We start from the raw sequence: 12,311 nt of genomic DNA, 5'->3' as shown, positions 1-12,311 counted from the left end.
CACGACTCAGCCGGGCCAGTCGGCCGTCCTGGTGACAGCAAACGTCTTGCGCCGGCCCCGCCAGGACCGGAGCCAGGCTGCGGGCCGGTACGATGCCGACATGAGCTCAGAGGCGGTTGGCAGGTACATGCCCCCGGTCGTGACGCTCGATGACCTGACCGCGATGATGGCCGCGGACGAACACCACCGGTACGAGATCAGCCCTGAGGGAGTCCTCTCGATCATGCCGCCGCCGGGATACGCCCATGCCATCATCGCGACCCGGCTCATGGTGTGGCTCGCCCAGGACGGTATCCCGGCGGACCGCATCGCCCAGGCAGTAGGGCTGCGCATCCCTGGTCGACACGGCGGCATCGGCGGACGCATCCCCGATCTGGTCGTCTGGAGCAGGGCCCAGGCCGACGGGGTCTGGCTGCCGGTCGCCGACGTACTCCTCGTCGTCGAGATCGTTTCACCCGGCTCCGAGGGCGTGGACACGGTGACCAAGCGCAGCGAGTACGCCGCCGCCGGCATCCCGCAGTACTGGGTGGTCGACCAGGATCAGGCGCAGACCGTCACCATGCACCACCTCGACGGCGACCAGTACGCCGTCCGCGCGACCATGCCACTCGCCTGGGTCCTCAATACCAAGCCGGCGGAGCACGACCTCGGCTGACGCGTTCGCAGGTAGGTCTCTGCCGCCTCGGGTAGAGCATCGTTGGTCATTCGAGAAGCCGTTGTCCACGTTCTAAACACGGACCCGTTCCCCGCCCACGTCCCGGTCCGGGGTTTCGAGGTGGTCGCCTGGACGTCCGGCTTCCGCCGGCCGCGCGGGCGGATCAGCAGCCTTCGCGATGCTCGGCATCGCACCGAGACCACCCTGGTCTCCGGCCACCTCATGCCACCCCACATCGAGGATCTCAACGACTACCAGATCCCGGACTGGCCGACGACCGCCGAAGGCGAGGCCCGGCAGGCCGAGGACGTGGTACGGCACTACCGGTCCCTGGTCGCGCACCCGGCGGTCCAGTCGATCAACTACTGGGGGCTCACCGACAACGGCGCCTGGCTCGGCGCGCCCGCCGGCCTAACCCGCGCCGACGGCAGCCCCAAGCCGTCCTACGACGCCCTCGACGCGCTCATCAACGGCGAGTGGTGGCTGCCGCCCACCGACCTGCGCACCGACGCCAACGGCACGGTCACCGTGGAGGGATTCCTCGGGAACTACACCATTACCGTCGGCGACCACACCGCACGGTTCAACCTCGGCCCCACCCAGACGACTGCGACCGTGGACCTCGACTGAAGCCAGCTGTCCGCGACGGCCGACTCCTTATCGGTGCGGATCGGCGGCCGTGGAATGCGCGGCCTGACGTCGGCATCGTGAAACGCCTGCACGCCTGCGCTCGCGCGACCTGGCTTCGGGTTACGGTTGTCAGGTGGACGCGGTGTCTTCGGTCTGTTCCGAATGGACATCCCCTTCCATAGACGCAAACATCGGTGCAGATCCGGTAAACGACAGGAGGCACTCATGGGACCGGAAGACCGACTGCGCGACCCGAACCTGGCGGCCATTCAGAAGGTGGGCGCCGCCATCGTACGCGACGGAAAGATCATGGTGGTCCGCAAGAAGGATCAGCCGTCTCCGGAGTACTTCATGCCGGGCGGCCGCATGGAGGAAGGCGAGACCCAGCGGGAAACGCTGTTCCGCGAGATTCGCGAGGAACTCTGCGTTGACATCGATTGCTTTGAGTACATAGGCTCCTTCGAAGATCGGGCGGTGTTCGAAGGAACGCCGATCATCATTCACGCCTATCTGGTGACCGTGATCGGCGAGCCGACGGCGGCCAGCGAGGTCAAAGAGTACAAATGGATCGATCAGCACCACGAGCGCCAGGGCCTCGCTGTCAGCTCGATCATGGGAAAGCAGGTGATTCCCGCTCTCGTCAAGGCAGGCCGTCTGTAGGAAGCATGTGGAGGTGGGCGTGGAGCACAGTCGTCCCGGCGTCGATCGGGCCAAGCTCGAACAGGCACAGCGACTGATTGCGGAAGCCTTCGGCGAGGATTCAGCAGAGGCCCTGCAGCTATCCGCCAGCCGTTTCGCTCGCTGGCAGGAAGCGGCCCTGTCCGCGCCCCGGGAAGCGTACGAGGCAGACAAGGTGCGCCTGTTCGACGCGCCAGCTGAGAGCCATGTCGGGCTCATCACCATCAAGGCCACCGCGTACTCGGCCTGCGAGCACCACTACGCGCCCGCATGGCTCAAGGCGACAATCGGCTACGTTCCAGACAAGACCTTCATCGGCTACTCGAAGATCGTGAAGATGTTCCGATACTTTGCCTGCCGATACACGATGGACGAGCGCCTGTGCAACGACTTCGTCAATGAGTTCATCGCGCGCGTGTCGCCGCTCGGGGTGGGTCTCGTGCTACGAGGCAAGCACTTCTGTGTGATCTCGCGCGGCGGGCTGGAAAGTGATTTCCCCACCGTTTCTGCCCTGTGGGGCAGCGTCAAGGACGACGAGCAGATCAGGCGGGAGTTCTATCAGCACTGCTACAGCTCATGGGAGACCGGCTCGTGATGGCGAGGAGTCAGGGCAGGTAGTGCAGGAGGTAGGTGCCCCTGCCGCCCACGGCGCAGAGCCGTAGGCCGTTGGGGTGCCACGCCACCCACGCAAGTGGGCCGTCCACTCGTAGCGCGCACACGCACGCCCCGGTCGCCACCTGCCAGAGCCGGACGGTCTGGTCGTTGCTCACCGTCGCCAGCAGCGAGCCGTCCGGCGAGAAGGCGCACCGGTCCGCCCAACTCGTGTGACCGCTCAACAACGCGTGCTCGGACCAGTCGGCGGTCCGCCACAGCCGGATGGTTCGGTCACCGCTGACCGTGGCGAGCAGGCGGCCGTCCGGTGAGAAGGCACAGCTATGGACGCCCCCCGTATGTCCGGTGATCGCTCCGGCGTGTCCGTCCCATAGCCGCCACAGGCGTACGACGCCCGCGGCCGTCCCTGCCACCAGCCACTCACCGTTGGGTGAGAACGCACAACTCCGGAAGCCGCTGCCAGGATCACCGAGGGTCGCGTACGGCTTGGCGTTCGTGACCGACCACAGCCGTACGGAACGGTCGGCGCTCGCCGTCGCGAGCAGGGTGCCGTCCGGCGAGAACGCACAGCTTCGAACCCAGTCGGTGTGGCCGGCGAGCATTGCGTACTGCCTGCCGTCGGCGGCGCTCCAGAGCCGGACGTCGCCCTTGCTGGTGGTCGCCAACAGCCCGCCGTCCGGCGAGAACGCACAACTGATCGCACGGCTGTCATGCCCGTACAGGACATGCGCCGAAGCGCCGGTGTCGGCGTTGCGCACCAGGACCTGACCGCTGTAGTCCGTTGTCGCGATGAGTCGCCCGTCGGGCGAGAAGGCGCAGCTGTTCACCTTGCTCGCTCCGCCAGCCAGCAGCCGCAGCGTCGTCCGGGCGCTCGGCTGCCAGATCCGCACGGTCTGGTCGTTGCTCGCCGTGGCGAGCATCGTGCCGTCCGGCGAGAACGCGCACGCCCAGACCGCGCCGGTGTGCCCGGTGAGAAGCGCGGGCTCCGGGCCGGCGTCCAGCTGCCACAGTTGGACCATTCCATAGCTGGTGCCGGCCATCTGGGTCCCGTCCGGCGAGAAGGCGCAGCTGTCGATCTCGTCGCCGCGTCCTCGCAGGATTCCGGCCTGCTGCCAGCTCGACGTGTCCCACAGCCGGACCAGGCCGGTGGTAGCCGCCGCCAGGAGCGCTCCGTCGGGGGCGAACGCGCAATCCCAGACCGTGCTGCCCGGATGCGGCAGCACCGCGACCGGGTGTCCGGTGTCCACCCGCCACACTCGGACGGTTTCGTCGTTGCTGGCCGAGGCGAGCAGGCGCCCGTCGGGGTGGAAGGAGCAGCTGCGGACCTCGGCCGTGTGTCCGCGGAGCGTGGCCATCGGTGACCAGTCGGTGACTCGCCAGAGCCGCACGGTTCCGTCGGCGCTGGTGGAGGCCAAGATGGTGCCGTCGGGCGAGAATGCGCAGCTTCGCACCCAGTCGGTGTGACCGTAGAGGGTGGCCAGCGGCTCTCCGGTGCCCGGGTGCCACACTCGTACGGTCCGGTCGGTGCTCGCGGAGGCGAGCATCGTCAGGTCTGGCGAGAACGCGCAGTCCCAGACACCGCCCGAATGCCCCCGCAGCACCCGCTGCTGCTGTCCGTCAGCAACTCGCCAGATCCTGACGGTCGCGTCGTCGCTCGCGGTGGCCAGCAGAGTCTGGTCGGGTGAGAAGACGCATCCGGTAACGCCGCCGCTGTGGCCGGTCGCTGCCGTCTGGTCTTCGGCCATGTCGGGAAGCGGCCAGGCCGGTTCCAGTCGAGGACGTGCCAGGCGAGCCCGGTAGGGTTCCAGCAGCTCCCGAAGGCCGTCTATCCCATGCAGTCTGCTGGCCAGCGTGGCGTCCAGCGCGGCCGGTGGGTCGATCGGGCCAAGCAGCGCCGCGGCGCGCGCGAGGTGCTGGCCGAGCAGCCGGGCGAGGGGCGTGTCGGTCAGGTCCAGGTCAGCCTTAACGGCGACGACCGAGCCGAAGCGGCGGATCTTCGCCGCCACCCACCGCAGGTCGGTGACGGTACTCGCCAGTTCTGCCGTTCTGCCCGCGTGCCGCAGATGGTAGGGAAGGTAGCGCCACAGGTAACCGGCGTCGTCGGGCAGCTGCCACCACGGCGTCACTGCTTGCTCCGGCCGCAGTCGGCTCGCGGCGGCGTCAACGAGCCGGTCGTGGGCCGCCGACCATTCCTGTGGGCTGCGGCGGCTGTGCAGGAAAGCCCGCATGACGTCGTGCAGCAATATCCGCGCCGCCGGCTCGTCGAGCCGGTAATCGGCGAGGAGACCCAGCCCGGCCAGTTCCTCGCACAGGCCGTGGACCCGCGTGCCGCCCCACAGGATCTCGAGCATGGATACGGGAATTTCCACGTCCTCGGGGAAGATGCCGAGGTCGAAGTAGCGCTGTTGGTCCTGCGGTGTGAGCATGTGCAAACTTGCCGCGACGGTCGCGCTCACGGCCCGGCTCCGGTCGGCGGGTTGCGCCGGGTCGAAGGCGGTGGGTCCGTCCCGGACGAGTTGCTCGATCAGGTCGTACGCGGCAGCTGCGGGCGGTTGCCCGCGTGTCACGCGCTGTCGCAGCACGCCGTTGACGAGATTCAGCAGGACCGGCCAGCGTCCGGCCAGGGTGGCGAGCCGCCCGACGAGTTCGTCCGGCACGCCCGGCACACCGTCAGTGACCAGCGTGCAGGCCTGCTCCAGGGACATCGCGTCCACGGGGATGCGGACCCCGTCGGACGGCAGTAGGTCGGGCATCCGGGTCGTCACCAGGCGTGCGGTGTGTCGCCCGCCGAACCGGAACGGCCGGAGCTGCGCCTCATCCCACACGTCGTCGACGACCATCAGGAGCGGCGGGTGCTCATCCAGCAGCCTCCCGAGTTCGGCGCCGGCGGCCTCCGGGTCGGCGATGATCGACCGTTCCCCGGTCAACGCGAAGATCATGTCGTTGATGCGCATGGCCAGGTCGGCTCCCCGTACCTCCTGGCCCACTGCTGTCCACAGCAGACCGCCGGGGTAGCGCTCCTCGATCTCCGGGCGGTGGCTCACCCAGACGGCGAGCCGGGTCTTGCCAAACCCGCCGGCGCCCTTCAACTCCGTCGTCAGGGCCACGTTCATCGCTCCTGGGCCGGTCAGCACCCGCAGCAACTCTGTTCCCACGTCGCGGCGCTCGATCATCCGATCCAACGGAGGCGCCATCCGTGGTCGACGGCGGGGCGGGGCCGGCAAGCCGCTTGGCGGATCCGCTGCTCGACGTTCACCGACGACGGTCAGGACGAGCCCGATCACGGTCGCCGGCAAGGCCAGGATGTTGGCCCACCCGGCGGCATCGGTGAGATTGCCGTTGGTCAGCGCCCAGACCGGCAGAGCAACGCAGACGACCGCCAGGGCGAGGGCGACCGTGCCGATTCCCAGCCGGGCCTGCCAAGATCGTACGGGCTGCGGCCTGCGCCACCTCATAGCACCATCCTGATCTGCTGGCACCGCACGGTGAATCAACTACAAGCGGCGAAGGGTGTGCATCGCTGAAACTGCCGCCCGCCGGAGGGTCTCTTCTGGCGCGTCGCCCGACACTATCCCGGCGGCGAACATCCCGGCCGCCGCATCACCCGCGCCGGAGGTATTCACGATCTGCCTGCGGCGCACCGGAATGGCGGAAACCCTGGTCTGGTGGCCCTCCCAGGTGGCCGCCATGCCGCCGGCACCCATGGTCACCAATGCGTAGGGCACGGTGACGGCGACCTGGTCGAGCAGCCGCTCAACATGCTCGTCGCCCTGTCCCACCTCAGGGTACAGGGCCCCGTACTCCTGCACGTTGCCGCACAGCGCGGTCAGGCAGCCGGTACCGATGTAGCTGCGAACCCGTCGCGCCCGGTCACCGGTCAAGATGGTGTGGTTTCCCAACGACATGAGCACCGGGTAACGCTTCGACTCGATCAGGCGGTCGAGGTACCGGCCGAACGCGTGGGAGCCAAGGTTGTAGGCGTCGACCAGCACGAGCGTCGGCGACAGAATGTCAAGATCAACGTGGCTGAGCTCGTCGGCGACGCCGGGAAACATGGCCAACGTCCGTTCCGCCTGGTCGTGACTGCTCAGCACAAAAACCATCGGATTGTCACCTACGACGGGGACGACGTGATGCTCAATCCCTACCGCTTCAATCGAGGTACGGAAAAACCCGGACAACGGATCAAGGACATCACCGTGGACGCCAACCGTGGACACGAACGTACGGCGCAGACCACTCCGAGCAGGCATGGCCGCCAGCGCGTTGGCGACGGTGGAGCCCGGACGGATGGCCAGGTCCGGGGACAGAGCCCGGTCACCCTGCCGCAAGACGTCGTTGACGTCGGCGCCGAGTATCACGGCCAAAAGTGAACTCGCAACCTTTACGTCGATGCGCTGCCATTCGCCCGGCTGGGCACCAACAAGGGCCAGGCAGTGCCGCCACGTGTCAGCAGGCAGCCTTGCCGCGATATCGACGATGCTCGGGGCCAGACCGACAATGTGCTGCGGCACCTCCGCCCCTTCCGCGAGATGAGGGCATCGCCACTAACGTCCGACGAACACGTGCTCGCCGTCCGCCGAACTGTATGCGTTCCGGTCACCCGGTAGAAGATCCTCGAAACGAAACGGTCAGGAACCCGACACGATGTCTGCCGCCATCGACCAATCGTTGGTCGAAGAAAACGAATGGCCGCTTCCGGGGCGGCCCAGCCGCCGCATAGCATCGAATGCCTTACCTGGCCGGGCCAACCCCTTACTCGGGTTGTCTTGCGCGGCGCACCGCAACGGAGACAGTTGGGCGTAACGGGGCCTTGAGTGACAACGCGCGTTGGCCGGCTGCGATCGGCGCGATCGCGGCGATGCTAGGCGTCGTCGTCGCGGCGGCCGCCTATCTGTGGCCCCGCGAGGCCGTCCCGCAGTCGTCCCATCAGCCGCAGACCACCACCTTGACGACCGCTGACGCCGCTGCCCCCGCAACCGCCCAAGAGGACCGTCCCACACCCACACCCACGCCTCCACCTCCACCGAAGCACGATGTGATCCGCTGGCAGGGCCGGATCACGATCAACACCATCGGCAAGTCGACCAACGGGACGGAACTTGACCCGGTCCCCCCGCACCCGGGAAATGGCACCTCGGCCGACATCAGCAGCTGGCTTGAACCAGGGCAGATCAGCGGCAAATGGGAGGAGCTCAACCTGGCGGAATGGACCGGCTCGGCGTTCCCGACGCCCAAGCAGTGCTCCGATCAGATCGACGCCAATCCCGTGATGTACCTCCGGGTTCGAAAGGGTTCCGTGGTCTGCGTACGGACGGCGGAGGGACGCATCGCCGCCCTCAAGCTCGTGAAGGTGTCTGCCGAGTTCCTCGAGCCGCATACGGCGGACGCGACGATCTGGGAGCTGCCCTGAGCGGTCCGGGCAGGCGGCTCGGCCCGTCGACGTTGTGCCCCGCGCCGCGTCGGCGCGCTTCGGGTGGCCTGCCGAGTTCGGCTGCTTCAGAAGGAACCAAACAAGACTATGCCAACCGCAGCACCCGGAATAACACCGAACAGCGCCGACACAGTGCCGGTGAGGACCGAGGAGGCAATCCAGCGCCTGAGCAGGCCGATCGTCAGCATCGTAATGACCAGCGAGCCCGCGAGAATCAACCCGCCGAAATACACGGTCAGGGTGATCCAATCCAGGCAGATCCGTGAGCAGTCCCGGACAGCCGGCGCCCTTGGCGCGAGAATCGCAATGCTCACGGCCAAGTGCCACACCAGCGCGACCAGGAGGCTCCACCCGAACGATGCTGGTCTCCTCGGGAGGCCACTCACTCGACGCCCTTGATCACCAGGTCGAACAGCGGCAGCTGGCCCACCTCCGTTGACTCCTTCACCGCCTGCTCGGCGGCGGCTTTCAGCTCCGGTGTGAGCTTCGCGGGCAGCTCGACGTGCAGCGTGACGCGCTCCGGTGTCGCCTTAATCATCCGGTAGTACACGTTGGGCGCTACGGGATTGGGGTCGCGGGCGGGCATCCGCGATGACGGGTTGTGAATGTCGTTCCACATATCATTCAACGCGCGCTTGACGACTTTGCGCACATGCTCCGGATTGACGTTACCGGGCTTGATGGTCTTGATGCTGATCCACCGACCGCCCTTGATTGTCTGGTTCACGATCATGACCTGGTTCTTCTTCGGCCCCTCGAACGTCAACTCCTCCGCCGCCACTCCGCCCTCAACGCCGTCGAATGCCGGGAATTTCGGCGGCGCACTGCGCGCGTTTGGGTAGTCCCGGCGCAGGATCACCGGCTCCGCCAGCTCGCCGATGCTGGTGGCGTAGCCCGAACCGGGCGCCGTCGGCGGCATTCGCCCCTTCACGACCTGTGCGCCCTTCATCCAACGCGAACTCAGCCGCGCGCCCTTGAGCGTATTCAGCGAGTTGATCGCGGTCGCCTGCGCGAACGGCAGCACCACGTCCAGGAAGAACTGCACGACGAAGATCCCGTTCGCCAGCACGTCGTCGAACAGCACGGTCTCCTGCTGCCGGCGGACTTCCTGCTTGACCTGCCACAGCACGGGCAACGTGCTGCGGTTGCGCACGGCGGGCCACAGGAACCCGCCAGGCCCCGGGCGAGCCTGCCGAAGCTGTTGATCGGCGTCCTCGGGCGTCATCTCGTCGTCGGTGATCGAGTTGATGTCGATCTCCACGTCGAACAGGTCGCCGAACCGGACGATCCGCGACAGCTCCCGTGCGTCAACAACCTTGTACTTCGGCTGCCACGAGTACCCGGTGACCGACGCGTCCACGTACAGGCTGCGCCCGCCCGGCGTGGACACGCGTTCCAGCAGGTAGCGGATGCGGTCCGGGTCGGCGATGCCGTCCGCGGCGCGCAGGTTGTCCCGGATGCGCGGCACGGCGCCGGGCACGCCCCGCAGGAACCGCAACTGGTCGAACTCCTGCATCCCGTTGAACTCGCGGAAGAACTCTGCCCACGCGTTGCCGTCGACCAGGTCGATCAGCCTCCGCTCCCGACTGTCCGGCCCGGCGAGCCCGCGTTTGCGGTCGATCTCGGCCAGCGCCGTGCTCGCGCCCCGGATCCCCGATGCCTCTTCGCGGTGGTCCAGCAGCGCGTCCAGCGCGTCCCGGTTCATCGCCGACACCAGACCCGCCTGCTGGCCCGGTGTCGCCCGGCCGAGGATGTGGAACGCGGATTCCGGCGGCGTGGCGAAGTTGCCGCTGCGGATCGCCCAGAGCAGCTTCCCGCTCAGCCCCTGGAACGCCGGGTTCGCCTGCGGGATCGACGCGTTGGTCAGGCCGAGGTGGATGCGCGGCCGGTCGAAGCCGCCGCCGTGCTCTTCCAGGTTGGCGGCGAGCTTCTGGCGCTCGGCGGCGGTGAGCTGACGCAGCAGCCGAACCATGTCGTCCATCGAAAGCCCGTTCAGCACGTAATACGCGCCGGGCGGGTCCGGATTTTTCCAGTTGTCGGCGGCAACCGCAGCCTTGACCCATCCGACCCGGTCTCCCAGCCACGACCGCTGCACGACCAGCCGCGATACGGCCGCGTTACCCGCCGCCCGCTGGAGCCCATGCAGCTCCGATGTGGACATGGGCTCGTACGGTGGTCGCGGTTCGGGCGTAGGCACGTGCGATGGCCGCAATGCACGTTTGTGGTTCCATCCGTGGGCCATGACGCCTCCCCTTTGGATCGTACGGGCCGCGTGGCGGTTCCCGACGGACCAAATGGGCAGACTCCCAGCCACTGAAGTGCTCTCGGCGAGCCCGACAACGTCGGGATGCGAACGACCCGATGATTACGTTGAATGACGGCGGGCTGCCCCCTCCAATGCCGGTGGCCCTGGCCGGCGCTGCTGGCGCAGGCCCTCAAATCAGCAACAAGGTCTTCCCCACGGCGGTGCGGTTCTCGACTGCGGTGTGCGCGTCGGCGGCAGACTCCAACGAGAAGGTCTGACCGATGATCGGCCGGATGAGTCCCGCTGCAGCCTGCGACATCATCCGCTCCGCCCATCTCGCCACATTCGGCTGGAAACCGAAGAGCTGCTCGATGCCGATCACCCCCACGTCCCTGCGGCCAGCCTCCGCCGGATCGATGCGCGTGATCTCGCCGCTGGAAGCGCCGTGTATCGAGAAGCGGCCAGCGTGGGCCGTCACCTCGAACGCGGCCCGCCCGATCTGGCCGCCGACACCGTCGAACACCACATTCGGTCCCGCGCCGCCGGTCGCCTCGCGCACCCGCTCGGTCCAGCCTGGTTCGGAATAGTCGACCACCGCGTCGGCGCCGAGTCCCCGAACCACATCGAGCTTCCGCGATCCGCGGGCGGCTCCGACGACCTGCGCACCCGCCGTACGGGCGAGCTGCACCAGCAGGCTGCCCACCCCACCCGCCGCCGCCTCGACCAAAACCCGGTCACCGGAGCCGATCCTGGCATGTTCGACCAGCCCCTGCGCAGTGCTGCCGTCGCTATAAAGAGCGGTGGCCTCCGACAGGCCAAGACCGTCCGGAACCGGGAACAGTTCCCCGATCGGCGCCACCGCCCGCTCGGCGAAACCGCCGGTCTCTCCCGTGCCGGCGATGACACGCCGCCCCAGCCACATCGGATCTACCTGCGCGCCGACCGCACTCACGCGCCCGGCCACCAAGCCGCCCGGCACATACGGCAACCGCGGCCGTTCATGCCACCTGTCGGTGCCACGCCGGATCTGGGTCTCGACGAACGTCATGCCCGCCACCGCCACATCGACCACGACCTCGCCCGACCCGGGCACCGGATCCGGCGCGTCGCCTGGAACCAGCACCTCGGGACCCCCGAAACCGATCGCCCGAACCACCCTCATACCACCTGCTCCCATCCGTTCGCCGACGCGAACACCGACAGGATGGAACCTCAGGTTCGGTTGAGGTCAACCGGGCAACACTTACGAGACCAGGTCCCACCGACTACCTCTCCTGCTTCCGTTTCCAGTGTGGTCCCAGGGTCAGGTGTGCGCACCGGCCGCGATCCGCGCGCTACGCAGGGTTACGTGACCGCTCGCGACTCACAGTGATCTTGCGGGCGGAACATCGCACGACGGCTCGGCGCATGAGGCAGACTGGCGGCATGGCTGACTTGGGCGATGCGAAGGCCGCGCTGCACCACTACCTCCAAGCGACTCGCGAAGACCTGATCTGGAAGCTCGACGGGCTGAGCGAACGCGAAGCCAGGCTGCCTCGCACCGCGACCGGCAACAACCTGCTGGGAGTCCTCAAGCACTGCCTCAATGTCGAAGCCGGCTACTTCGGGCCTACCTTCGGGCGCGAGTTCCCGACGCCTGAGGAGCTGGTCCCCATGCAGGCGTTCGAAGAGGACCCGCAGGCAGACTGGTACGCACGGGAGGACGAGACGAAGGATGGGCTGATCGACCTGTATCGCCGTGTCGGGGTGTTCGCGGATCAGACGATCGAACAGCTACCGCTCGACGCGCCGGGGCGGGTGCCGTGGTGGCCAGGCGGACAAGCCGTGACGCTGCAAAGAATCATCATCCACGTGACCTGCGACCTCGCTCGTCACGCCGGCCACGCCGACATCATGCGCGAGCAGCACGACACGGCGATTGGCCTGCGGCGGGAGAACACCAACATCCCTGACAACTATGACTGGCCGGCGTACGTCACCAAGCTGACGAAGCTGGCTGACCGCTTCGGATAGCCGCCCGGCCCGGTGGCCGCGGAGCCGGACCCACCGAGCACGGC

The 12,311-nt window shown here is 67.6% G+C and carries 11 protein-coding genes; 6 read left to right on the top strand and 5 right to left on the bottom strand.

The genetic code is table 11. The annotated features are described in order from the left end of the window. The first annotated feature begins 100 nt into the window (after window positions 1-100). The 4 genes from ABZ671_RS13990 to ABZ671_RS13975 all read left to right on the top strand — a co-directional run bounded on the left by ABZ671_RS13990 (window position 101) and on the right by ABZ671_RS13975 (window position 2,558). Complete coding sequence (locus ABZ671_RS13990; protein WP_357856514.1) at window positions 101-655, top strand: Uma2 family endonuclease; 555 nt, start codon at window positions 101-103, stop codon at window positions 653-655. A gap of 120 nt (window positions 656-775) precedes the next feature. Continuing rightward, window positions 776-1,285 carry a hypothetical protein gene (locus ABZ671_RS13985; protein WP_357856511.1) on the top strand — a complete coding sequence of 170 codons (510 nt, stop codon included), beginning with the start codon at window positions 776-778 and terminating at the stop codon, window positions 1,283-1,285. 225 nt (window positions 1,286-1,510) lie between these two features. Next, entirely contained in the window at window positions 1,511-1,945 is a 435-nt protein-coding gene (locus tag ABZ671_RS13980) for an NUDIX domain-containing protein (RefSeq protein WP_357856508.1), read from the top strand. Window positions 1,946-1,958: 13 nt separating this feature from the next. Continuing rightward, a complete protein-coding gene (locus ABZ671_RS13975; RefSeq protein ID WP_357856505.1) occupies window positions 1,959-2,558 on the top strand; it encodes a GTP cyclohydrolase I in 600 nt (199 codons plus the stop codon). 10 nt (window positions 2,559-2,568) lie between these two features. On the opposite strand, the gene ABZ671_RS13970 is transcribed toward ABZ671_RS13975, so the two are convergent. Beyond that, the gene (locus ABZ671_RS13970) at window positions 2,569-6,030 is read right to left on the bottom strand and encodes an NB-ARC domain-containing protein (protein ID WP_357856502.1); all 3,462 of its coding nucleotides are present in this window, start codon (window positions 6,028-6,030) and stop codon (window positions 2,569-2,571) included. Window positions 6,031-6,069: 39 nt separating this feature from the next. Continuing rightward, window positions 6,070-7,089, bottom strand: a complete 1,020-nt coding sequence (locus ABZ671_RS13965) for a carbohydrate kinase family protein (RefSeq protein WP_357856499.1) — start codon at window positions 7,087-7,089, stop codon at window positions 6,070-6,072. Between the two features lie 299 nt (window positions 7,090-7,388). On the opposite strand from ABZ671_RS13965, the gene ABZ671_RS13960 reads away from it, so the two are divergent. Then, window positions 7,389-7,988, top strand: coding sequence for a hypothetical protein (locus tag ABZ671_RS13960; protein ID WP_357856496.1), 600 nt, complete (start codon window positions 7,389-7,391; stop codon window positions 7,986-7,988). A gap of 86 nt (window positions 7,989-8,074) precedes the next feature. On the opposite strand, the gene ABZ671_RS13955 is transcribed toward ABZ671_RS13960, so the two are convergent. The 3 genes from ABZ671_RS13955 to ABZ671_RS13945 all read right to left on the bottom strand — a co-directional run bounded on the left by ABZ671_RS13955 (window position 8,075) and on the right by ABZ671_RS13945 (window position 11,416). Next, window positions 8,075-8,323 (bottom strand): hypothetical protein, encoded by a 249-nt coding sequence (locus tag ABZ671_RS13955; protein WP_357856494.1) that lies wholly within the window; start codon window positions 8,321-8,323, stop codon window positions 8,075-8,077. Window positions 8,324-8,391: 68 nt separating this feature from the next. After that, on the bottom strand, window positions 8,392-10,323 hold the full coding sequence (locus ABZ671_RS13950; RefSeq protein WP_357856491.1) for a hypothetical protein: 1,932 nt from the start codon (window positions 10,321-10,323) through the stop codon (window positions 8,392-8,394). A gap of 121 nt (window positions 10,324-10,444) precedes the next feature. Beyond that, a complete protein-coding gene (locus tag ABZ671_RS13945; protein ID WP_357856488.1) occupies window positions 10,445-11,416 on the bottom strand; it encodes a zinc-binding dehydrogenase in 972 nt (323 codons plus the stop codon). A 263-nt stretch (window positions 11,417-11,679) separates the two neighbouring features. Here ABZ671_RS13945 and ABZ671_RS13940 point away from each other — a divergent pair, with 263 nt between their 5' ends. Beyond that, on the top strand, window positions 11,680-12,267 hold the full coding sequence (locus ABZ671_RS13940; protein WP_357856485.1) for a DinB family protein: 588 nt from the start codon (window positions 11,680-11,682) through the stop codon (window positions 12,265-12,267). The last annotated feature ends 44 nt before the right edge of the window (window positions 12,268-12,311 follow it).

Origin of the sequence: Micromonospora sp. NPDC006766, assembly GCF_040636055.1 — a bacterium.
Taxonomy (GTDB): Bacteria; Actinomycetota; Actinomycetes; order Mycobacteriales; family Micromonosporaceae; genus Micromonospora.
The sequence above is the reverse complement of the archived record's forward strand: the minus strand, read 5'-3'. Positions and strand labels throughout refer to the sequence as shown.

Bases quoted from the DNA above. Each gene is read 5' to 3' on its own strand.
- ABZ671_RS13970 (WP_357856502.1), bottom strand. From the start codon at position 6,030: ATGAGGTGGCGCAGGCCGCAGCCCGTACGATCTTGGCAGGCCCGGCTG.
- ABZ671_RS13980 (WP_357856508.1), top strand. From the start codon at position 1,511: ATGGGACCGGAAGACCGACTGCGCGACCCGAACCTGGCGGCCATTCAG.
- ABZ671_RS13945 (WP_357856488.1), bottom strand. From the start codon at position 11,416: ATGAGGGTGGTTCGGGCGATCGGTTTCGGGGGTCCCGAGGTGCTGGTT.
- ABZ671_RS13990 (WP_357856514.1), top strand. From the start codon at position 101: ATGAGCTCAGAGGCGGTTGGCAGGTACATGCCCCCGGTCGTGACGCTC.
- ABZ671_RS13940 (WP_357856485.1), top strand. From the start codon at position 11,680: ATGGCTGACTTGGGCGATGCGAAGGCCGCGCTGCACCACTACCTCCAA.